The sequence below is a fragment of the Bradyrhizobium sp. AZCC 1588 genome, assembly GCF_036924735.1.
Classification (GTDB): Bacteria; Pseudomonadota; Alphaproteobacteria; order Rhizobiales; family Xanthobacteraceae; genus Bradyrhizobium.
Window position 1 is genome coordinate 3,463,584 of record NZ_JAZHSC010000001.1, and the last position, 21,293, is coordinate 3,484,876.

Annotated in this window: 19 protein-coding genes; 14 read left to right on the forward strand and 5 right to left on the reverse strand. The window is 63.6% G+C overall.

Annotated features, from left to right (window positions below; all coding sequences use genetic code 11):
• Positions 1-19: 19 nt before the first annotated feature.
• Together V1277_RS16190 and mutS are read right to left on the reverse strand one after the other, a co-directional pair.
• Complete coding sequence (locus V1277_RS16190; RefSeq protein WP_334417186.1) at positions 20-286, reverse strand: hypothetical protein; 267 nt, start codon at positions 284-286, stop codon at positions 20-22.
• Entirely contained in the window at positions 283-3,018 is a 2,736-nt protein-coding gene (mutS, locus tag V1277_RS16195; RefSeq protein WP_334417187.1) for a DNA mismatch repair protein MutS, read from the reverse strand. Before mutS ends, V1277_RS16190 begins: the two co-directional genes overlap by 4 nt.
• A 309-nt stretch (positions 3,019-3,327) precedes the next feature.
• On the opposite strand from mutS, the gene pcaF reads away from it, so the two are divergent.
• The 14 genes from pcaF (at position 3,328) to V1277_RS16265 (ending at position 17,965) form a co-directional block, all read left to right on the forward strand.
• Positions 3,328-4,536, forward strand: coding sequence for a 3-oxoadipyl-CoA thiolase (gene pcaF, locus V1277_RS16200; RefSeq protein WP_334417188.1), 1,209 nt, complete (start codon positions 3,328-3,330; stop codon positions 4,534-4,536).
• A 135-nt stretch (positions 4,537-4,671) separates the two neighbouring features.
• Positions 4,672-5,373 carry a protocatechuate 3,4-dioxygenase subunit beta gene (gene pcaH / locus V1277_RS16205; protein WP_334417189.1) on the forward strand — a complete coding sequence of 234 codons (702 nt, stop codon included), beginning with the start codon at positions 4,672-4,674 and terminating at the stop codon, positions 5,371-5,373.
• Entirely contained in the window at positions 5,374-5,979 is a 606-nt protein-coding gene (pcaG, locus tag V1277_RS16210) for a protocatechuate 3,4-dioxygenase subunit alpha (protein WP_334417190.1), read from the forward strand. It begins immediately after the preceding gene.
• A 45-nt stretch (positions 5,980-6,024) separates the two neighbouring features.
• Positions 6,025-6,969, forward strand: coding sequence for a LysR family transcriptional regulator (locus V1277_RS16215; protein WP_334417191.1), 945 nt, complete (start codon positions 6,025-6,027; stop codon positions 6,967-6,969).
• Between the two features lie 124 nt (positions 6,970-7,093).
• Entirely contained in the window at positions 7,094-7,984 is an 891-nt protein-coding gene (locus V1277_RS16220) for a shikimate dehydrogenase (RefSeq protein ID WP_334417192.1), read from the forward strand.
• A gap of 51 nt (positions 7,985-8,035) precedes the next feature.
• The gene (locus tag V1277_RS16225) at positions 8,036-9,172 is read left to right on the forward strand and encodes an ABC transporter substrate-binding protein (protein WP_334417193.1); all 1,137 of its coding nucleotides are present in this window, start codon (positions 8,036-8,038) and stop codon (positions 9,170-9,172) included.
• 261 nt (positions 9,173-9,433) lie between these two features.
• Positions 9,434-10,309: a branched-chain amino acid ABC transporter permease gene (locus V1277_RS16230; protein ID WP_334417194.1), complete on the forward strand. Its 876-nt coding sequence runs from the start codon at positions 9,434-9,436 to the stop codon at positions 10,307-10,309.
• Positions 10,306-11,304: a branched-chain amino acid ABC transporter permease gene (locus V1277_RS16235; protein WP_334417195.1), complete on the forward strand. Its 999-nt coding sequence runs from the start codon at positions 10,306-10,308 to the stop codon at positions 11,302-11,304. The genes V1277_RS16230 and V1277_RS16235 overlap by 4 nt, the downstream gene beginning before the upstream one ends.
• Positions 11,301-12,044: an ABC transporter ATP-binding protein gene (locus V1277_RS16240; RefSeq protein WP_334417196.1), complete on the forward strand. Its 744-nt coding sequence runs from the start codon at positions 11,301-11,303 to the stop codon at positions 12,042-12,044. The genes V1277_RS16235 and V1277_RS16240 overlap by 4 nt, the downstream gene beginning before the upstream one ends.
• 13 nt (positions 12,045-12,057) lie before the next feature.
• Complete coding sequence (locus V1277_RS16245) at positions 12,058-12,798, forward strand: ABC transporter ATP-binding protein (RefSeq protein WP_334417197.1); 741 nt, start codon at positions 12,058-12,060, stop codon at positions 12,796-12,798.
• Positions 12,795-14,666, forward strand: coding sequence for a bifunctional sugar phosphate isomerase/epimerase/4-hydroxyphenylpyruvate dioxygenase family protein (locus V1277_RS16250; protein ID WP_334417198.1), 1,872 nt, complete (start codon positions 12,795-12,797; stop codon positions 14,664-14,666). Before V1277_RS16245 ends, V1277_RS16250 begins: the two co-directional genes overlap by 4 nt.
• A gap of 105 nt (positions 14,667-14,771) precedes the next feature.
• Positions 14,772-17,009 (forward strand): cation:proton antiporter domain-containing protein, encoded by a 2,238-nt coding sequence (locus tag V1277_RS16255; protein ID WP_334417199.1) that lies wholly within the window; start codon positions 14,772-14,774, stop codon positions 17,007-17,009.
• A gap of 141 nt (positions 17,010-17,150) precedes the next feature.
• Positions 17,151-17,474 (forward strand): ArsR/SmtB family transcription factor, encoded by a 324-nt coding sequence (locus V1277_RS16260; RefSeq protein WP_334417200.1) that lies wholly within the window; start codon positions 17,151-17,153, stop codon positions 17,472-17,474.
• Positions 17,475-17,485: 11 nt separating this feature from the next.
• Entirely contained in the window at positions 17,486-17,965 is a 480-nt protein-coding gene (locus V1277_RS16265; protein WP_334417201.1) for an SRPBCC domain-containing protein, read from the forward strand.
• Between the two features lie 23 nt (positions 17,966-17,988).
• Here the strand turns inward: V1277_RS16265 and V1277_RS16270 are convergent, their stop codons facing one another.
• The 3 genes from V1277_RS16270 to V1277_RS16280 are packed head-to-tail and all read right to left on the reverse strand — an operon-like array spanning position 17,989 to position 21,194.
• Entirely contained in the window at positions 17,989-19,548 is a 1,560-nt protein-coding gene (locus V1277_RS16270; RefSeq protein ID WP_334417202.1) for an MDR family MFS transporter, read from the reverse strand.
• Between the two features lie 4 nt (positions 19,549-19,552).
• The gene (locus V1277_RS16275; RefSeq protein WP_334417204.1) at positions 19,553-20,722 is read right to left on the reverse strand and encodes an HlyD family secretion protein; all 1,170 of its coding nucleotides are present in this window, start codon (positions 20,720-20,722) and stop codon (positions 19,553-19,555) included.
• On the reverse strand, positions 20,715-21,194 hold the full coding sequence (locus tag V1277_RS16280; protein WP_334417206.1) for a MarR family winged helix-turn-helix transcriptional regulator: 480 nt from the start codon (positions 21,192-21,194) through the stop codon (positions 20,715-20,717). Before V1277_RS16280 ends, V1277_RS16275 begins: the two co-directional genes overlap by 8 nt.
• Positions 21,195-21,293: the final 99 nt, after the last annotated feature.

Genomic DNA, 21,293 nt, shown 5'->3' on the forward strand with positions numbered 1-21,293 from the left:
CCGCCTTTGCGTGGAATCTTTAGCGCATCCGATAATAGAGCATCCAATAGAAGCCGGCCGATACAGCGATCGACATCAGCGCGGCGCTGGCTGTCGCCGCTGGCGGCAACCTCTGCCACCGGCGGATTTCCTGCATCAGGATCAGCGGCACGAACGGCGACAGCAGGAAAATCAGCACCAGCGGTATCGCCCAGCCCGAAGAAAAGATCATTACGCCGCAGATCAGGGCCTGCGGCAGGCCGAACAGAAGCGCGAGCCACACCAGCAGCGTCGCGACCTGTTTCATTTGTCCGCCTTCGATGCGAGCGTCTTCAGTTTGTAGAGCGCCTCCAGCGCCTCGCGCGGCGACATCTCGTCGGGATGCAGCGCCTTCACGGCTTCCATCAATTGCTCCGCCTCGCTCGGGGCTGCGGCTTCCGCGGCGGCGCGGGAGGGGACGGCGAACAGCGGCAGATCGTCGGCGAGTGCGCGCGCGGTCTGGCCGCGGTCCTGGGCTTCGAGCTTCGCCAGCACCGACTTGGCGCGCGCGATCACGGCCGGTGGAAGCCCTGCGAGCTTGGCGACCTGGATGCCGTAGGATCGATCGGCCGAACCCGGCAACACCTCGTGCAGGAATACGACATCGCCCTGCCACTCCTTGACGCGCACGGTGGCGTTGAACATCCGCGGGAGCTTGGCGGAAAGCGCGGTCAGCTCGTGATAATGCGTGGCGAACAGCGCGCGGCAGCGGTTGGCCTCGTGCAGGTGCTCGATCGCGGCCCACGCGATCGAGAGGCCGTCGAAGGTGGCGGTGCCGCGGCCGATCTCGTCGAGGATGACCAGCGAGCGCTCGCTGGCCTGATTCAGGATCACGGCGGTCTCGACCATCTCGACCATGAAGGTGGAACGGCCGCGCGCGAGATCGTCGGCCGCGCCGACGCGTGAGAACAGGCGGTCGACGACGCCGATCCGGGCGCGCGACGCCGGCACATAGGAGCCGATCTGCGCCATCAGCGCGATCAAGGCGTTCTGCCGCAGGAACGTCGACTTACCGGCCATGTTCGGGCCGGTGATCAACCAGATCTGACCCGACTTCTGGCCCGGCCCCGGAGAAAGGTCGCAGGCGTTCGCGATGAACGGTTGGCCGTCGCGCTTCAGCGCCTGTTCGACCACCGGATGCCGGCCGCCTTCGACAGCGAAACCGAGCGAACTGTCGACCTCTGGCCGCACGTAATTGTCGTCTACCGCCAGCTTCGCCAGCGCGGTCGCGACGTCGAGCAGCGCGAAGGCATGTGCCGCGGCGCGCAGGTCGTCGCTGGCGGCGAGCGCCATCGCCGAGAGCCGCTCGAAGATTTCCAGCTCCAGATTGAGCGCGCGGTCGCCGGCATTGGCGATCTTGGCTTCGATCTCGCCGAGCTCGGCCGTGGTGAAGCGAACCTGCCCGGCCAGCGTCTGGCGGTGGATGAAGGTTGCGTTCAGCGGCGGCGCCATCAGCCTGTCGCCGTGCTGCGCGGTGACCTCGACGAAATAGCCGAGGACGTTGTTGTGGCGGATCTTGAGCGCCTTGATGCCGGTGTCGTCGGCGTAGCGCGCCTGCATCGCGGCGACCACGAGGCGGGAGGCGTCGCGCAAGTTTCGGCTCTCATCGAGCGCGGGCTCGTAGCCCTCGCGGACGAAGCCGCCGTCGCGCTTGATCAGGGGCAGTTGCTCGGCGAGTGCGCGTTCGAACTCGCGCGCGAGATCGCGCGAGGGGCGGCGCAGCACCTCCGTCACGGCGATGATTTCAGCCGGTGCGGCTTCGAGCTGCCCGAGGCGCGCCAGCGCCTGGTCTGCCGCGAGAATGCCGTCGCGCAAAGCTGCAAGGTCGCGCGGGCCACCGCGACCGACCGACAGTCGCGCCAATGCGCGCGACATGTCGGGTGCGGCGCGCAGCGTGGTCCTGATGTCATCACGTGCAGCGCTGTCGGCGACAAATGCCGCAATCGCATCCAGCCGCCGTGCAATCGCAACGCTGTCGGTGAGCGGCGCGGCGAGCCGTTGCGCCAGTAGCCGGGAGCCTGCGGCGGTAACCGTGCAGTCGATCGCATCCAGCAGCGATCCGCGCCGCTCGCCGGCGAGCGTCCGGGTCAGTTCGAGATTGGCGCGGGTGGCGGGATCGATCGCCATCGTCGTGCCCGCAGCCTCGCGCGACGGCGGCGACAGCGGCGGGCGCTTACCGACCTGCGTGCGGTCGATATAGGTGACGGCGGCGGCCGCGGCGGTCGCCTCCAGCCGCGACATCGCGGAAAGGCCATCCATGGTCGCGACCGCGAAATAGTCGCACAGCCGCCGCTCGGCGGTGGCGCCGTCAAAGACGTCGCGGGTCAAAGGCGTCACTGAGGGCAGTTCGCGCAGCAGCGCGCCCAGATCAGGATCGCCATAGAGCGCATCGGTAACGATCGCTTCATTCGGATTGATCCGCGCCAGCGTCGCCGCAAGTTCCGCGGTCGAGCATTCCGTGACCATGAATTCGGAAGTCGAAATGTCGATCCAGGCAAGCCCGATGCGGTCGCCGCCGGAGGAGGCGCGGGCGCGCGCGATCGCCAGCAGATAATTGTTGGTGCGGGCATCCAGCAGCGTGTCTTCGGTCAGCGTGCCCGGTGTCACCAGCCGCACCACGCCACGCGCCACCACGCTCTTGTTGCCGCGGGCGCGCGCGGCGGCCGGATTCTCGGTCTGCTCGCATACTGCAACGCGATGCCCGGCGTTAATCAGGCGATGCAGATAATCCTCGGAGCGTTCCACCGGCACGCCGCACATCGGGATATCCATCCCCTGATGCTTGCCGCGCTTGGTCAGCACGATGCCGAGCGCCTTCGAGGCGATCTCGGCGTCCTCGAAGAACAGCTCGTAAAAATCGCCCATCCGGTAGAACAGGAGCAGCCCGGGATGGGCGGCCTTGATCTCAAGGTACTGTTCCATCATCGGCGTGACGCGCGCGGGCGCCTCTGGTGCCGGTGCTTGCTCCGGGGACAGGGGGATGGATTGCTGGATCGTCATCAGAGCGTTTTCAAGTGAAGTGGGTACCGGTTCGCGTGAAGAAAACGCGTCAAATGAGAAGCTGGAGCCGGAAGGCTCCAGGGGCGGCAAACTACAGAATTTCGTCGCCCGATCCTATTCCCTTACCTGCGTTGTCAGAGTTTTCCACGCCTGGGCCGCTCGATTGATTATACGCCCGGAGCATGACGGCCCCTCCGCGAAAGCGCCGCGGGGCAGCCATGCCTCAATTGACCTGCCGCGGGCGCGCTCCTAAAACTCGCCATCAAATCTGGGTCAACGCCTAAAGCACGGCATTCAGGGAGAGATTTTATGCGTGATGTATTCATTTGTGATGCCGTCCGGACCCCGATCGGCCGTTTCGGCGGATCGCTCGCCAAGGTGCGCGCCGACGATCTGGCCGCAGCCCCGATCAAGGCGCTGATGGCGAAGCATCCCAATCTCGACTGGTCGCAGGTCGACGAAGTATTTTTCGGCTGCGCCAACCAGGCCGGCGAGGACAATCGCAACGTCGCACGGATGGCGCTGTTGCTCGCGGGCATGCCAGAATCGGTTCCTGGGCAGACCCTGAACCGGCTCTGCGCGTCGGGCCTCGATGCGGTCGGCGCCGCGGGCCGCGCGATCCGCGCCGGCGAGATCGATTTTGCGATTGCCGGCGGCGTCGAATCGATGACGCGGGCGCCGTTCGTGATGGGCAAGGCGCCGGAAGCGTTTGCGCGCTCGGCCGAGATTTACGACACCACGATCGGCTGGCGCTTCATCAATCCCCTGTTGAAGGCACAGTATGGCGTCGATGCGATGCCGGAGACCGGCGAGAACGTCGCCGAAGAATTCCAGGTATCGCGCGCCGACCAGGATGCGATGGCGATCCGCTCACAGCAGCGCGCGGGCGCGGCGATCGCCTCGGGCTATTTTGCTGAGGAGATCACGCCGATCCAGGTGCCCGGTGGCAAGGCTGGTCCCATCACCGTCGACAAGGATGAGCATCCGCGTCCCGAAACCACGCTCGAAGGATTGGCAAAACTGAAGCCGATCGTGCGCAATCCCGGCACGGTGACGGCGGGCAATGCATCCGGCGTCAATGACGGCGCGGCGGCAATGATCCTCGCCTCCGAGCTAGCCGTGAAAAAGCACGGGCTGACACCGCGGGCGCGCATCCTAGGGTTAGCCTCGGCAGCGGTGCCGCCGCGCATCATGGGCATCGGTCCGGTGCCGGCGACGAAGAAGCTGATGGAGCGGCTCGGCATCAAGATCTCTGACTTCGACTTGATCGAGCTCAATGAAGCCTTCGCTTCCCAGGGCATAGCCTGCCTGCGGCAACTGGGCGTCAAGGACGATGCCGACTTCGTCAACCCGCATGGCGGCGCGATCGCGCTCGGCCATCCGCTCGGCATGAGCGGTGCGCGGCTGGCGCTGACGGCGGTGCACGGCATGGAGAAGCGGGGCGGGAAGCTTGCCTTGGCAACCATGTGCGTCGGCGTCGGCCAGGGCGTTGCGGTCGCGATCGAAAAGGTCAATTAAGACAATGGTTTGGGAAGGCGAAAAATCGCTCTTTCCCAAAATAGTTATGTCATATAATGATCCGGCAGCGCGGCTCAGCGACAAAATTGGGAAGCAATTTTGCGCGGCGACTGCGATGCGAGGGAGGAATTCGTCATGACATTGGTCTATCCAGTGCAAAGTCTCGCGGCGCATCCGCCGCGGCTGTCTCCCACCTACAAGAGCACGGTCAAGCGTTCGCCCTCCAAGCCGCTGATTCCGATGCGCCATACGCTGTCGGAATTGACCGGGCCGGTCTATGGCCACGAGACCGTGCGCGCGAACGATCACGACCTCACCGTTCACGGCAAGGGCGAGCCGATCGGCGAGCGCATCATCGTGCACGGCCATGTGCTCGATGAAGACGGCCGCGGTGTCCCGAACACGCTGGTCGAACTCTGGCAGGCCAATTCCTGCGGCCGCTATGTCCACGTCGTCGATCAGCATCCCGCGCCGCTCGATCCGAATTTCACCGGCGCCGGCCGCGCGCTGTCCGACGCGCAAGGCTACTATCGCTTCGTCACCATCAAGCCCGGCGCCTATCCCTGGGGCAATCACCACAACGCCTGGCGGCCGGCCCATATCCACTTCTCGGTGTTCGGCCACTCCTTCGTCTCGCGCCTGGTGACGCAGATGTATTTCCCCGGCGATCCGCTATTCCCGTTCGATCCGATCTTCAATTCGGTCACCGACGAGAAGGCGCGCAACCGGATGATCTCGTCATTCGATCTGGAGAACACCAAGCCGGATTGGGCGCTGTGCTACCGCTTCAACATTGTGCTGCGCGGGCGCAACGCCACGCCGATGGAGAACAGTTAAGTGCCTCAGACCAAACCGGACGGGGTCACCCCGTCGCAAACCGTCGGTCCCTATTTCGCCTACGGCCTGACGCCAGGCGGCAAATACGACTGGAACGACGCGTTCAACAACAATCTCGTCACGCCGGATACGTCGGGCGAGCGCATTCGCGTCGAGGGAACGGTGTTCGACGGCGACGGCGTGCCGGTCGTCGATTGCATGCTGGAGATCTGGCAGGCGGACGCGCAGGGCCGGTTCTCCGATCCGCAGGACAAACGGGCATTGCCGAATACGTCGTTCAAGGGGTTCGGCCGCATCGGCACCGATGCCAAAGGCGGCTATGCGTTCGACACTATCAAGCCGGGCGTGGTGCCCGATCCCGACGGCAAGCCGCAGGCGCCGCATATCGTGCTTGCGGTGTTCGCACGCGGCATGCTGCTGCATCTCTATTCGCGGATCTATTTCGACGGCGAGGCTGCCAACGCTGCCGATCCCGTGCTGGCGCTGGTGCCGGCCGACCGCCGCTCGACACTGATCGCGACGCGCCGGCCGGTTAACGGCAATCCGGTCTATCGTTTCGACATCCATCTGCAGGGCGACAACGAGACGGTGTTCTTCGACGTGTAGCCGCGACTGCATCGCAGGGGCGGCGCGACAGGCAAGACTTCGCACATGATGACGCTTCGCCAGGTCGAGGTGATCCGCGCCGTGATGGTGACCGGCACGATCGGCGGAGCTGCGAGACTTCTGAACGTATCCGCGCCCGGCATCAGCCGGCTGGTGAAATATACCGAGAAGTCGCTGGGCGTCCGGTTCTTCCAGCGCCAGAACGGGCGCTATTTCCCGACAGCGGAAGCCCGCAACATCTTTGAGCAGATCAACGGCGTCTACGAGAAGATGGATGATCTCTCCGAGATCATCTCCAAGATCGGACGCGGCGATCTGTCGGAGCTGCGCATCGGCTCGGTGCCGAGCATCTCGCAGGTGATGGTGCCGCGCGCGATCGAGCGGGTGCGGCGCCGTTATCCCGAACTGCGGATCGACATCAACATCCTCAAAATCGAGGAAGCCGTCGACTATCTGCTGCTCGGCCGCGGCGATTGCGTCGCCATGAGCTACCGGCTCGAGCATCCCGGCCTCGACTTCCTGCCGCTGGCCTCGGGCGAGTTGTTTTGTATCGTGCCGGCGGGGCATGAGCTTGCCGGGTGCAAGCAGGTCTCGGCCAAGGAGATCATCCGCTATCCCCTGATCGGCATCGATCCCAACGATCCCTATGGACGGATCATGGCGGAGATATTTGCGCGCAACAAACTCGACTACGACATCACCATCCGCGCGCGCTTCGGCACCACGGTGTGCGCGCTGGTCAAGGCCGGCCTCGGCATTGCCGTGATCGACCAGTTTACCGTCGCGCATGGCGGTTATCCCGGCATCGAACTATTGAAGATCGTCGAGCCGACCAGGTTCGACACCTACATCGCGGTAAAGCGCGGCGCGCCGCTGTCGCTGCACATCGAGCATTTCATCGAGTGCCTGCGCTCGGAAATGCGCGCCGTTGGACCGAGCAAGACGGCGCTGCGAAAGCCCGACCGCCAAGCCGCGCAAGAAATAACATGATGTTATCTATCTGGCATAAATGGGTAATTGTGTTAGGTCGGCAAAACGCTATCGTTCGGCCGGATCGGGACGTTCCCGAGCCGTCCGCTGGCCCTTACGCGCATTTGCGCCCAACGACGAGATCATGAGCCCTGCCGCCCGCCCGATTGCTCCGGCCGATCGCCGCTTCCTCACCGGCCTGATCGGCGCGCCGATTGCGCATTCGGCGTCGCCGGCGATGCATGAGCGGGCCGCCGAAGCGCTCGGCGCTCATTGCCATTACCAGCTTATCGAAGTTGCCGGTGCGGGCCGCGAAGAATTGCGGCTGCTGCTCGACGGCGTGCGGCGGCTGGGCTTTGCCGGCGTCAACGTCACCTTCCCGTACAAGGAAGCGGTGGTTTCCCTGCTTGACGAATTGTCGCCCGGTGCGCGCGCGATCGGCGCCGTCAACACCGTCGTGGTTCGGGATGACCGGCTGATCGGGCACAACACCGACACAACGGGATTTGCCCGGGCGATCACCGAACTCGTCCGCGATCCTGCGCAGAGCGTTGTCGCCGTGATCGGCGCGGGCGGTGTCGGCAAGGCGATCGCCTTTGCGCTTGCCGGAATTGGCGTGGCGGAGATTAGAATCTTCGACACTGACGCAGCCAAGGCAGCGCAACTTGCCAGTCTGATCGAGAGCCGTGGCAGCACGAAGGCCGCCGACAGCGTCGAGGAAGCCATGCGCGGCGTCACCGGCGTGGTCAACGGCTCGCCGATCGGCATGCTGCCGAACCGTCACACGCCTGTGCCGGATGCGCTGCTGCACAGGGATATTTGGGTAGCGGACGCTGTCTACACGCCGCTCTGGACGCCGCTGTTGAATGCCGCCAAAGCGAAGGGCGCCGAGGTCATGACCGGGCGCGAGCTCGCGATCTACCAGGCGGCGGACGCCTTCGAGCTGTTCACGGGATTGAAGCCATCGGTTGTCGAGATGGGAAATGCATTCGACGCCGTAATGGCTAAACGCTACGCTAAAGTGAATGCAGCGTAACAGCACGGCCGGTTACAAGGCCGTCTTTTGCAACAACAAGAGGGGATGGAAATGAGATCTGGAATCTTTGCCGGGCTATTGCTCGTTACCGTATCGGCCGCAACCGCATTTGCGCAGGGAGCGCCGATCAAGCTCGCCGATGTCGCCGAACTGTCCGGCGGCGGCGCCACCGTTGGCAACAACTGGAAAAACGGCATCGATCTCGCGATCGAGGAGATCAACGCCAAGGGCGGCGTGCTCGGTCGCAAGCTGGAAGTCACGCATGCGGATTCGCAGTCGAACCCCGGCGTTGCGCGCGCGCAGGTGCAGAAGGCGCTCGACAATGAGCCCTACGTCCTGCTCGGCCCCGGCTACTCGGGCTCGGTCAAGGTCACCTCGCCGCTCGCCGCGGAAGCCGGCATCACGCAGATCATGGGCGGTGAAGCCGCCGAACTGACGCAGGGCGGCAACAAGTTTCTGTTCCGCACCTCGTTCGGTCAGCAATCGTCGATGCCGAAGGTTGCCAAATACATCAACGATGAGCTGAAGGCCAAATCGGTTGCGATCGTCTGGGTCAATAATGATTTCGGCAAGGGCGGCCGCGACGTCATCAGCAAGGAATTCGCCAAATACAACATCAAGGTCGCGGCAGACCTTTCCACCGAAGCGGGACAGGCCGATTTCGCGGTCGACGTCAGCAAGATCAAGGCCGCGGCGCCCGATGCCGTCTTCATCTACCTCAACGAGGAAGAAAGCGCGCGCATCCTGAAAGAGCTGAAGCGCCAGGCCGTCGCTGTGCCGCTGGTGGGCGAGACTACCCTGATTGGTCAAAAGGTCGTCGAACTGGCTGGAGACGCGGCAAACGGTGCGCGCGGTCACGTCGGGCTTACCACCGACGCACCGGTCGATCTGGTCAAGGCCTTCCGGGAAAAGTTCGTCAAGAAGTACAACTACGTGCCCGACCATAACGGGCTGAAGGGCTATCTCGCGATCTACATGGTCAAGGCGACCACCGAGAAGATGGGCAAGGTCGATCCCAAAAAGTTCGCTGATACGCTTCACGGCCTCACCATCAAGGCCGCCAGCGAGCCCGGCATCCTGATGGATGTGACCTTCGATGAGAAAGGCGACATCGATCGCCAGGGATTCCTGGTCGAGATCGTCGAGGGCAAGCAGGTCGTCAAGCAGGTGCTGCCGAAGCTGAATTGAGTGTGTTGAGAACCGTGGCCGGATGAGTTCAGCCGCGACGGGACTGCGCTCCCTCTCCCGCTTGCGGGGGAGGGCTGGGGTGGGGGTGTCGCCGCGAGTCACACCGTTCGTGCGGAGAGAGGTGCCCCCACCCGGATCACATCTTGCGATGTGATCCGACCTCCCCCGCAAGCGGGAGAGGTGGGACGACCGTGCGGCCGAGCGAATTCATCTGAGCCGAAGTGTCAGCGGGGCCTGTCTCCGCGTCGTGAAGGGAAAAGCATGTCCAATCTGCTCGATCTGCTCGTGGCAGGCCTTGCGACCGGGGCGATCTATGCCCTTGTGGCCGTCGGTTTCACGCTGCTGTGGCAGACGTCGCAAACCATCAATTTCGCGCAAGGCGAATTCGTGATGCTGCCGGCGTTCCTGATGCTGGCGGTAATGCATGCGGGCGCGCCGTTCTGGCTCGCCATCATCCTTGGCATCCTGCTGTCGCTGCTGCTGTTGGGGCTCGGCTTCAAGCTGCTGCTGGTGGATCCGATGCTGCGGCACGGCGTGCTGCCGCTCGCGATCGCAACCATGGCGCTCGCGATCGGCATGAAAGAGGCGGTGAAGCAGCTCTTCAGCGCGGAAGCCTCGCCGTTCCCCTCTATCGTGCCGGCCGGCGACGTCTGGATCCTCGGTCGCGTGGTCTCGTTGCAGAGCCTCGGTGTGCTGGCGCTTGCGATCGCCGTGGTGATTGGCCTGACCGCGCTGTTGAACCGCACGTCGATCGGTCACCAGATGCAAGCGACCGCACAGAATCCGACGGTCGCCCGCATCATCGGCGTGCCGGTCGAGCGCATGATCCTGCTGACATTCCTGATCAACGCGTTTCTGGTGGCCTTGGCGTCGCTGCTGATTACGCCGATTTATCTCGCGAAATTCTCCTCCGGCGAAGTGCTGGGGCAGGCGGCGTTCATCGCGGCGATCGTCGGCGGCTTCAACCAGGTGCGCGGCGCCATTGCCGGCGGGCTGTTGATCGGCGTCGTCGACAATCTGGCGGCGGCCTATGTGTCGACGCAGTACCGCGCCGCGGTGCCGCTGATCCTGCTGATCGTCATCATCCTGTTCCGTCCGCAGGGGCTGCTCGGCCGGCCCGAGGAGCGCACGGTATGACCGCAATCGGAAAATACTGGCGTATCGCCCTCGGCATTGCCGTCGTCGCGGCGCTGATCATCGTGCCGATGAATTTCAACCGCTATGGCCTGTACATCCTGAGCCAATGGGCGGTGATGACGATCGCCGCGATGGGGCTCAATCTGACGCTGGGCTATGCCGGTCAGGTCTCGCTGGCGCAGGGCGCCTTCGTTGGCATCGGCGCCTATGCGGCGGCGATCATGACCACCCAGGGCATGCCGCTGATTGCGGCGCTCGGCGTTGCGATCGTGCTGTGCTTTGCGATCGGCTGGATCCTCGGCTATCCGGCGCTGCGCGTGCAGCATCATTACCTCGCCTTCGTGACGCTGGCGTTCTCGACGCTGGCCTTCCTGGTGTTCCGCAACGAGGATTGGCTCACCAAGGGCATCTACGGCATCTCCAATATTCCGCGGCCGAATGTCCTTGGCTTCGCGACCAACCGGCCGTTGCCGTTCTATTACTTCTGCCTCGGCTCGCTCGGCATCGTCTCGCTGGCGATGTGGTGGCTGATCCGCTCACCCTGGGGCCGCGCTTTCGTGGCGCTGCGCGAAAATCCGGTGCGGGCGCTGTCGCTCGGCATCGACACGCGGCGCTATACGCTGATGGCGTTCGCGATCGGTTCGGCGCTGGGCGGTGTCGCCGGCACGCTCTATGCGCCGTTGACGCAATATATCGATCCGGTTCCGTTCAACCTCTCGCTCTCGCTCGACCTGTTGATGATGGTGATCGTCGGCGGCTCCGGTTTCTTTTTCGGGCCGTTCCTCGGCGCAATGATTGCGGTGCTGTTGCCGGAATGGCTGCGCTTCACGCAAGGCTACTATTTGATGCTCTATGCGGTCGCCGTGATGCTGCTCCTGATCTACTCGCCGACCGGCATTCTCGGCATCCTCGATCGCTATCTGACCGAGCGGCGCACCAAGGCGGCGTCCGCCTTGCGGGCGGCTGCCAAATCCAGGCTGGAGACGGCGCCATGACCGCAGTCCTCGAAGTCAGCAACATCAAGAAGAGTTTTGGGGGCATCAAGGCGGTCGACGGCGTCAGCTTCGACGTGCAGGAGGGCGAGATCCTCGGGCTGATCGGCCCGAACGGCTGCGGCAAGTCCACGCTGTTCAACTGCATCCTCGGGCAACTCACGCCGACCGATGGCGAGGTGAAGGTCGACGGCAAGATCGTCACCGGGTTGCGGCCGTCCGAGTTGAATCGTTTGGGCGTCAGCCGCACCTTCCAGCTTCTGCAGGTGTTCCCAAAACTCTCCGTGCGGGAGAATCTGATCCTTGCTGGCCAGGAGCATCAGGGCAACATGGTGTCGCGGCTGTTCGGTCCGTCGGATGCGGGACTGACCGCTGTGGCGGACCAGATGATCGGCTTCTTCAAGCTCGACCATCTCGCCACCGAAGCCGCAGGCGGGCTGTCGTACGGCCAGCAAAAGCTGCTCGACGCCGCGATGGCGTTCATGGGCGGACCGCGGCTGGTGCTGCTCGATGAGCCCGCCGGCGGCGTCAATCTCACCATGCTCGGCGATCTCAAGGAGCGGCTGGCGGCGATCAACCGCGAGAAGCGCGCCACCTTCGTGGTGATCGAGCACAACATGGAATTCGTGATGTCGCTGTGCACGCGTGTGATGGTGATGGCGGAAGGCAAGCTGCTCGCAATGGGCACGCCGGCCGAAGTCCGCGCCAATCCCGCCGTCATCGAAGCCTATCTCGGCCACTGAGAGGAACCAGGCCATGAGCGATCCCATCCTGGAGGTTCAAGGTCTCGTCGGCGGCTACGGCAAGATGACGATCCTCAACGGCACCAGCTTCTCGGTGCCGGCGGGCTCCATCACGACCGTGATCGGGCCGAACGGCGCCGGCAAATCCACGGTGTTCAAGGCGATCTTCGGCTTGTTAAAGCTGCGCGAAGGCAGGATTCTGTTTAGGGGAAAGGATGTCACCGGGCTGAGCCAGCGCGAATTGCTGACATCAGGCATCTGCTACGTGCCGCAGGGGCGCAATATCTTTCCCGAACTGTCCGTGCGCGACAACATTCAGCTCGGCGCCGTCGTCGCGGGGCGCGACATCACCGATCTGCCTGCGAGGATCGAGGCGTCGCTCGATAAATTCCCCGCGCTGCGCAAGAGGGCGACGCAGCAGGCGTCCACGCTGTCGGGCGGCGAGCAGAAGCAGCTCGAAATCGTCCGCGGACTGCTGCTCAATCCACAGCTCGTGCTGATCGATGAGCCGTCGATCGGGCTCTCGCCGCTGATGGTGCAGCAGACCTTCAACATATTGAAGGAATTGCGCGACCGCGGCGTATCGATCCTGATGATCGAGCAGAACGCGCGTTCGGCGCTGGAGATATCCGACTACGGCATCGTGCTCGAGCTCGGCCAGACCCGGCTCGTCGACACGGCCGAGCGCGTGCTGAACGATCCACGCATCGGACAATTGTTCCTCGGCGGCGCCATGACGGAGAGTGCGGCATGAACAAGCGCTCGATCGCAACCGTCTCGCTTAGTGGCGCGCTCGACGAAAAGCTGCGCGCGATCGCCGACGCCGGGTTCGACGCGGTCGAGATCTTCGAGAATGACCTGCTGTCATTCAGCGGCAGTCCGCGCGACGTCGGCCAGATGTGCCGGGATCTCGGGCTGTCGATCTGCGCGTTCCAGCCGTTCCGTGACTTCGAGGGCATGCTGGAGCCGCAGCGAGAGCGCAATTTTGCGCGCGCAGAACGCAAGTTCGACCTGATGCAGGAATTACAGGCCGACTTGATGCTGATCTGCAGCAACATATCGCCAGCCTCGCTCGGCGGCATCGATCGCGCGGCTGCCGATTTTCGCGAACTTGGTGAGCGGGCCGCCGCGCGCGGCTTGCGCGTCGGCTATGAGGCGCTCGCCTGGGGACTTCACGTCAACGACTACCGCGATGCCTGGGAGATCGTGCGGCGTGCCGACCGCAAATCGATCGGCATCATTCTCGACAGTTTTCACGCACTGGCGCCGTCGTTTCCGACGATACCGATCCAATCGATCCCGGCCGACAAGATCTTTCTGGTGCAACTCGCCGATGCGCCAAAACTTGGCCTCGACGTCTTGTCCTGGAGCCGGCATTTCCGCTGCTTCCCGGGGCAGGGTGACCTGCCGGTCGCGCAGTTCGTTAAAGACGTGCTCGCCACCGGCTATGCCGGCCCGCTGTCGCTGGAGATATTCAACGACCAGTTTCGCGCCGGCTCCGCGGTCCGCACCGCAACCGACGGGCTGCGCTCGCTCATTCTGCTTGAGGATGAAGTGCGCGGCGTGGCGTCGCCCGCTACGGCCACGCCGCTGCAGCCGAAGGCGTGCAGCCGCGGCGTCGGCTTCATTGAATTTGCCCTCAGCGAAGAAAAGGCCCGGGACCTCGCCGCGCTGTTCGGTCAACTCGGCTTTCGCAAGACCGGCGTTCATCGCAGCAAGGACGTCGAGCGCTGGTCGCAGGGCCATGTCGATCTCGTGATCAATTGCGAGCCTGATGGTTTTGCGCATTCGCATTTTGTTGCGCATGGTCCTGGCGTCTGCGCCATCGCGGTTGACGTGGAGGATGCCGGCAGGACCATGGCGCGCGCGGAGGCGTTGCAGGCGCGGACCTTCTACCAGCCGGTCGGGCCGGGCGAACTCGAGATTCCCGCGATCCGCGGCGTCGGCGGTAGCCTGCTGTATTTCCTGGAGGAGGCCGGCAAGAATTGGGATCTCGATTTCGAGCCGCTGCACAGCGATGCGGCGGGGGACCAGCTCGATGCGGTCGACCACATCTCGCAGTCGATGCCTTACGACGAGATGCTGTCGTGGCTCTTGTTCTATACCGGCATTCTCGATCTGAAGCGCCTGCCGCAGTTCGAGATCGCCGATCCGGTTGGCCTGGTGCAAAGCCAGGCGCTGATCAACGCCAACGAAAACCTGCGGGTGGTTCTGAACGGTTCGTCGGCGACGCGCACGCTGTCGGCCCGCTTCATCCACGAATTCTTCGGCTCCGGCGTCCAGCACGTCGCGTTCTCCTGCCGCGATATCTTTGCGGCCGTGGCCGACATGCGCGCGCGGGGTGCAGATTTCCTGAAGATTCCCGACAATTACTACGACGATCTCGAGGCCAAATACGGCCTCGACGCCTCGACGATGGCGGCGCTCCGCGACAACCAGATTCTCTACGATCGCGAAGGCGAGGGTGAATTCTTCCAAGTCTATACCCACGCCTTCGACGAGCGGTTTTTCTTCGAGATCGTCGAGCGGCGCGACTATCACGGCTTCGGCGCTGCCAACGCCGCGATCAGGCTCGCCGCCCAGACCCGGGAATCCCGGCCGCTGACCATGCCACGGGCTTGAGCGGCCGCGAATTCTGCGGCCACAAAAAACCCGCGGGAACGCGCGCGGCTTCGGAAAGTTCACCTCTGGGAAGGCTGTCGACGCCGTTCCGGAGGATGATGACCGATGAAGCGGGGGTCGGCCCGGCTGACACTGTGGGTTATTCCCGTCGTGGTGCTGACGGCCACGCTGGCCGAGGCGGCCGAAGACGCCGCACGTCCCTCCGAATTCATCCTCATCCTTCAGATCGTGCTGTTGATCACGATCGGCCGCGGGCTCGGCGAGATCATGCAGCGCATCGGCCAGCCGTCGGTGATCGGCGAACTGCTCGCAGGGCTGCTGCTCGGCCCGTCGCTGTTCGGATGGGTCTGGCCCTCGGCGCACGCGGCGATCTTTCCGCCCTCCCCTGAGCAGAAGGCCCTGATCGAAGGTCTCGCCCAGTTCGGCATTCTGTTGTTGCTGCTGCTGACGGGAATGGAAACCGATCTGAAACTGGTCAGGAAAGTCGGCAGGGCCGCGATCATCGTTTCCATAGCCGGCATCGTCGTTCCCTTCCTGTGCGGCTTTTTGCTCGGGCAAATCCTGCCCGACAGCCTGCTTCCGCATCCGGAGGCACGCTTGGTCGCCTCGGTGTTTCTGGGCACGGCGCTATCGATTTCTTCGGTGAAGATCGTCGCCGTCGTCGTTCGCGAGATGAATTTCATGCGCCGCAATGTCGGTCAGATCATCATCGCGACGGCGATCATCGATGACACGATCGGCTGGATCATCATTGCGGTGATCTTCAGCCTTGCCTCGCAGGGCACGTTCGACCTGATCTCGGTGGGGCAGGCGGTGCTGGGGACGCTGATCTTCCTCGCCGTCAGTTTCACGATCGGGCGGCGGCTGGCGTTTCGGCTGATTCGCTGGGCCAACGATACGCTGGTCAGCGCGTCCGCCGTGATCACGGTGATCCTCCTGCTGATGGGCGGCATGGCCCTGATCACCCATGCGATCGGCGTGCACACAGTGCTCGGCGCGTTTGTCGCCGGCGTGCTGGTCGGCGAATCGCCGATCCTGACCCGGCAGATCGACGAGCGATTGCGCGGGCTGATCACCAGCCTGTTCATGCCGGTATTCTTCGGCCTGGCGGGATTGAACGCGGACCTGACGGTTCTGAAGGATCCGAATTTGCTATGGCTCACGGCGCTGCTGGTGCTGATTGCAAGCATTGGAAAATTCGGCGGCGCCTACGTCGGCGGCAGTCTCGGCGGAATGAACCGCTACGAGTGCTTTGCGCTGGCAAGCGGCATGAATGCGCGAGGGTCGACGGAGGTCATCATCGCCAGCATCGGCCTTTCCATGGGCGTGTTGAGCCAGAACCTGTTCTCGATGATCGTCACCATGGCGATCCTGACCACGATCGCCATGCCGCCGATGCTGCGCGCCGCGCTGTCGCGGCTTCCCATGAAGGCGGACGAGAAGGAGAGGCTCGAACGGGAGGAACTGGAAGAGAAAGGATTTACCGCCAATCTGCAGCGTCTGCTGCTTGCGGTGGACGAGAGTGCCAACGCGAAGTTTGCATCCCATCTCGCAGGCCTCCTTGCGGGCGCGCGGGGTATTCCGATCACCGTGCTGCATATCGGCGCCCGTGCGAAGCGTCAGGAAAGAAAGCGCGACGAGGAAGAAAGCCCTGAAAGCGCGGTGAGGAGCGCGGCAAGGAGCATCGTCGATTCCGGCCCGGACGAGGCCGCGCGTGAGATCGACGTCACGACGCGCGCCAAGAGCAAAAGGCCGGCGGATGCCGTCATCGACGAGGCCCGGAAGGGGTTCGATCTGCTGATTGTCGGAATGGAAAAGGTGATCGGGACCAGGAACGGGTTTGATGAAAGAATCGAGAACGCTACATCAGGCTTCGATGGCCCGCTCGCAATCGTCGCCGCCAGGGGCAGCCATCTCAAGCAGCCCGCGGCAAGCTCTTCATTCAGGATTCTGGTCCCCGTGTCGGGTAGCGGCATCTCGCGCCGGGGTGCCGAAGTGGCAATTGCGCTGGCCCGCCCGGGTTCGACATCGGTCCGGTTCATCCATGTCGCTACGACCAGGGATCGGGGAGGACATGGCGGTGCCAATATTTCATTGCCGCAACGGGAGGCGATCCTGAAAGCCGCCGGTTCGCTTGCTGCACACTACGGCATCGAGGCAACGACGGCGATCCGCGCCGGCGTATCACCCGAGCACGCGATCCTGCGCGAAATCGAAAGCAGCGGCGCTGATCTGGTTGTCCTCGGAGTCGACCGCATACAAGGCGAGACTCTCAGCTTTGGAGGCGTTGCATCTGCCGTTCTGAAGAACTCGAGCGCCTCGGTCTTGCTGATATCAACCTAAGTAGCCGGCCGGAACAAAGGTCAACCGGCCGCGTGTCCAACGCGGGCGGTGAGCCATGGCTGCCGGGTTTCCAGATTTCACCATTGACATAACAGCTGAGTTATATAATATATCTGTTATATAACTGACTTGAGATCTACGATGTCGAACCTTGATGCTGCCTTTTCCGCGCTGGCCGACCCGACTCGCCGGGCGATCCTGGCGCGCCTTGCGCTAGGCGAGGCCACCGTCACGGAATTGGCTGAGCCGTTCGAGATGACGCAGCCCGCCATCTCCCGCCACCTCAAGGTCCTCGAAGGCGCCGGCCTTATTCTGCGCCGCGTCGACGGCACGAAACGGCCATGCCGGCTGGCGCCGGCGGCCGTAGCCGAGATCGACCAATGGCTTGCGATGCTGCGGCAGACGCTCGCGGCAAACTACAACCGGTTGGACGACGTGCTGGCCGAAATGAAAACCAAAGAGTGAAAGGCAATCCCATGAGTAAGTTGACGCTGAAGACCGAAGGCGACACCCACGTCGTGGTTACCAGGCGCTTTGCCGCCACGCCGGAGGCGGTGTTTCGCGCGCACACCGAGCCGGCGCTGATCCAGAAGTGGCTGCTTGGTCCGGAAGGCTGGACGATGCCGGTCTGCGTCAACGAGGCACGCCCGGGCGGCAAGATCCGGTACGAATGGAGCGACGGCAAGGGCGGTGGCTTCCACCTGACCGGTGAATTTATCGAAGTTGTGCCGTTCAGCCGCCTCGTACATGTCGAACGGATGCATCTGCCGGACCCGACACCTGACAATCATGTCGAAACCAACTTCGCACCGGACGGAGCCGGCACCTTGATGACCATGCGAATGACGCTGCCAGATGCTGCGACGCGCGCCACGATGCTGGCGACCGGCATGGAGCAGGGAATGGAAGCGAGCTACGTCCGGCTCGACGCGCTTTCAGCACCGGCGCGGCCGTAACGCGGGCGCTCCGAATGGCGGGCCTACTCCATCACCGCATGATCCGGCGCGGTCGACTGCTCGCGCAGCGTTGCCTTGGTCGAGCCGATCATGATGGCGAGCGGGATGGCGCAGGCGGTGAAGATCATCACGAGCTGGTAGTCGTACGAGAACGCGATGATCTGCGCCTGCGCCTTGACCATCATATCCGCCATGGCGCGGCCCTTGTCGGTGGCGAGATCGATCATGCCGCTTACGGCAGGCATCCGCAGGGCGTGATTGAAGGGGTTGATGTGCTCCGAGAGGACCGCGTAGGTGTAGCGCGTGCCTTGCGTCAGTTGCGAGATCACGAGCGAGATCCCGATCGAGCTGGCGACATTGCGCATCAAGGTCAGCATCGAGGTGCCGTCGGTGCGCAGATGATTGGGTAGCGTCAGGAACGCCACCGTGGAGAGCGGCACGAATACCAGGCCGAAGCCAAAGCCCTGGACCACGCTGATGATCACGATCTCGGCAACGCCGGTCTGGTCGGTCCAGGCGGTCATGTAGAACAGCGACAGGCAAGTGATGCCAAGTCCGGAGATGATCAGCGTCCGCGCTTCGATATGGCGCATCATGCGGCCGACCAGCATCATCGCGACGAATGTGCCGCAGCCGCGGCTTGCCAGCAGAAGGCCCGCGGTGATGATGGGATAGCCGATCACGTTCTGCAGGAACGGTGATGACAGCGCCATGGTCGAGAACAGCACCAGTCCCATCACGGCCATGAATACGCAGCCGCCGACGAAATTCTTGTCCTTGAACAGCGCGAACTGGATGAACGGATGCGACGTGGTTAGCGAATGCGCCAGGAAATAATAGAAGCCGATACCGGCGATGATGAATTCGGCGATGATCTCGTTGGATTCCAGCCAGCCGAGCTGTTCGCCGCGGTCGAGCGCGAGCTGCAGCGCGCCGATGGCGATCGCGAGTGCGGTGAAGCCGAACCAGTCGAACCGCAGCTCGACGTCCTTCTTGGTCTCGTCCATGAAGATGACGAGGCCGAGCACGGTGATAATGCCGAACGGCAGGTTGACGAAGAACACCCAGTGCCAGGAATAGGTTTCCGTCAGCCAGGCGCCGAGCGACGGGCCCATGATCGGGCCCATCATCACCCCCATGCCCCAGATCGCCATTGCTTTGGCGCGTTCGTGCAGCGCGTAGGAATCGAGCATCACGGCCTGCGACAGCGGCACCAGCGCCGCGCCGAACACGCCTTGCAGCAGACGAAACACCACCATCTGGCCGATGTCCTGCGCCAGCCCGCACATCACCGAGGCGATGGTGAAGCCGGCCGAGCAGATGATGAAGATGCGCTTGCTGCCGAAACGGTTGGCGATCCACCCGACCGGCGCGGTCATGATCGCGGCGGCGACGATGTAGGACGTCAGCACCCAGTTGATCTGGTCCTGCGACGCCGACAGCGTGCCCTGCATGTAGGGCAGCGCGACGTTGGCGATCGTCGTGTCGAGCGCCTGCATGATGGTCGCCGTCATGGCGCAGATCGTCACCATGTTCCGGCGCAGGCCGGGAACGGATGCCGATGGCTGGCCCGGCGTCGCCATGGTGCTAATCGTGGTCCTGGTTCGCCGTCGCCGGCGACAGGCCGAGCAGGGCTGAGAGCGAGCGCCGATGGTTGGTGTCGATGGTGGCGTAGACGCTCATGCCGGCCTTCAGCTTGCGGACGAATTTGTCGTTGTTGTCGAAATAGATCCGCACCGGCACGCGCTGCACCACCTTGACGAAATTGCCCGACGCGTTCTGCGGCGGCAGGATCGCGAACTGCGCGCCGGTGCCGGGCGAGAGCGAGCCGACCGTGCCCTTGAAGGGGTGATTGGGGAACGCATCGACCTCGAGCGTGACCAACTGGCCGACCGCAACATAGGTGAAATCGGACTCCTTCGGATTGGCGTCGACCCACGGGTTCGAGGTGTCGATGATACTGAACACCGGCGTGCCGGCCGTGACGAAGCGGCCGAGCTGGATCTGCTCGACCTGGGTGGCAATACCGGCCATCGGCGCGCGCATCACGGTGTGGTCGAGATTGCGCTGGGCCTGGTCGAGCGCGGCCTTGGCCTGGGCATAGGGCGGGAATTCCCCGAGCGGCAGATCGGGATTGCCGAGCAGTTGGGCTTTTGCGGTCGCGATCTTCTGCTGCAGCAACTGGAACTGGGCGCTCGCGGTGACGAGGGCGGTCGACGCATTGTCGAGGTCGAGCTGCGAGCCGAAATTGTTCTTCACCAGCGAAGACTTGCGCTCCACGTCACGCCGCTTCAGCTCCATGCCTTGCTGCGAGAGTTCGCTCATCTGGCCATAGATTTTCAGGTCGGCGATCAGATTGTCATAGGTGACCTTGGTTTGCGCGAGGTTGGCCTTGGCCTGCGCCACGGCGAGGCGGAACGGCACCGGATCGATTTCGAACAGCACGTCGCCTGGATTGACCTGCTGGCCTTCCTTCACCACGACCTTCTCGATCTTGCCGGAGATGTCGGGCGTGATCAGAACCTTCTGCGCGCCGACATAGGCGTCGTCGGTAGTCACGTAGCGGCCGCCGTTGAGATAGAACGTCACGCCGGTGACCAGCGCAACCAATGGCAACACCACCAACAGCAGGAAGCGCCGGTAGCGCCGCATGCCGGCCATCAGCCGGCGGCGCGGCTCGGCCGCGAGTTTCGGCCGTGACGGCGCCGCGGGGGCGCCCTTCTGCTCGGGCGGGAATTTGAGGACGGGATCAGCCATAGCGCTGCTCCTTTCTGGGAGGTTCGCCGGCCGGATTCTGGATCGCGTTGCGAACGTTTTCCTTGATCAGATCGAGTTGGTCGAGCAGGCGGTGGGCGTCGGCGGGATTGATGCCGTCGAGCGCGGTCGCCGTCAGTTCGGAGCGAAGCCCGGCGAGCTTGCCGAGCAGCGGCCGCGCGGCTTTGCGCAGATAGAGGCGGTTGACGCGGCGGTCATTCTCGTCGCCGCGGCGTTCGATCCAGCCATTGTCGCAGAGCTTGTCGATCAGCCGCGTCAGCGTGATCGGCTGCATCTCCATCTGTTCGGCAAGTTCCGACTGCTTGAGGCCCTCGGCGCGCTCGACCTTGGCCAGCACGGCCCATTGCGCACGGGTGATGCCATAGCGCGCCGCCTGGCGGTCGGCATAGGCGCGCACCATCCGTTGCACCTCGCCAAGCGTAAACAGGAAGTTCATGTCCACGGAACCGCGCATGCCCAAAGCCTCCCATAAGCTTGCGATACAATAAGCTTGCTTATGAATTCTGCACGCCGAGTTAATAATGGCCTGATCCGCTTCCTGCACATGGCTGGG

Bases quoted from the DNA above. Each gene is read 5' to 3' on its own strand.
- V1277_RS16265 (WP_334417201.1), top strand. From the start codon at position 17,486: ATGAGTAAGTTGACGCTGAAGACCGAAGGCGACACCCACGTCGTGGTT.
- V1277_RS16215 (WP_334417191.1), top strand. From the start codon at position 6,025: ATGATGACGCTTCGCCAGGTCGAGGTGATCCGCGCCGTGATGGTGACC.
- V1277_RS16270 (WP_334417202.1), bottom strand. From the start codon at position 19,548: ATGGCGACGCCGGGCCAGCCATCGGCATCCGTTCCCGGCCTGCGCCGG.
- V1277_RS16275 (WP_334417204.1), bottom strand. From the start codon at position 20,722: ATGGCTGATCCCGTCCTCAAATTCCCGCCCGAGCAGAAGGGCGCCCCC.
- V1277_RS16245 (WP_334417197.1), top strand. From the start codon at position 12,058: ATGAGCGATCCCATCCTGGAGGTTCAAGGTCTCGTCGGCGGCTACGGC.
- V1277_RS16190 (WP_334417186.1), bottom strand. From the start codon at position 286: ATGAAACAGGTCGCGACGCTGCTGGTGTGGCTCGCGCTTCTGTTCGGC.
- V1277_RS16240 (WP_334417196.1), top strand. From the start codon at position 11,301: ATGACCGCAGTCCTCGAAGTCAGCAACATCAAGAAGAGTTTTGGGGGC.
- V1277_RS16260 (WP_334417200.1), top strand. From the start codon at position 17,151: ATGTCGAACCTTGATGCTGCCTTTTCCGCGCTGGCCGACCCGACTCGC.
- pcaH (WP_334417189.1), top strand. From the start codon at position 4,672: ATGACATTGGTCTATCCAGTGCAAAGTCTCGCGGCGCATCCGCCGCGG.
- V1277_RS16280 (WP_334417206.1), bottom strand. From the start codon at position 21,194: ATGCGCGGTTCCGTGGACATGAACTTCCTGTTTACGCTTGGCGAGGTG.
- V1277_RS16225 (WP_334417193.1), top strand. From the start codon at position 8,036: ATGAGATCTGGAATCTTTGCCGGGCTATTGCTCGTTACCGTATCGGCC.
- V1277_RS16250 (WP_334417198.1), top strand. From the start codon at position 12,795: ATGAACAAGCGCTCGATCGCAACCGTCTCGCTTAGTGGCGCGCTCGAC.
- V1277_RS16230 (WP_334417194.1), top strand. From the start codon at position 9,434: ATGTCCAATCTGCTCGATCTGCTCGTGGCAGGCCTTGCGACCGGGGCG.
- V1277_RS16255 (WP_334417199.1), top strand. From the start codon at position 14,772: ATGAAGCGGGGGTCGGCCCGGCTGACACTGTGGGTTATTCCCGTCGTG.
- V1277_RS16235 (WP_334417195.1), top strand. From the start codon at position 10,306: ATGACCGCAATCGGAAAATACTGGCGTATCGCCCTCGGCATTGCCGTC.
- pcaF (WP_334417188.1), top strand. From the start codon at position 3,328: ATGCGTGATGTATTCATTTGTGATGCCGTCCGGACCCCGATCGGCCGT.
- V1277_RS16220 (WP_334417192.1), top strand. From the start codon at position 7,094: ATGAGCCCTGCCGCCCGCCCGATTGCTCCGGCCGATCGCCGCTTCCTC.
- mutS (WP_334417187.1), bottom strand. From the start codon at position 3,018: ATGACGATCCAGCAATCCATCCCCCTGTCCCCGGAGCAAGCACCGGCA.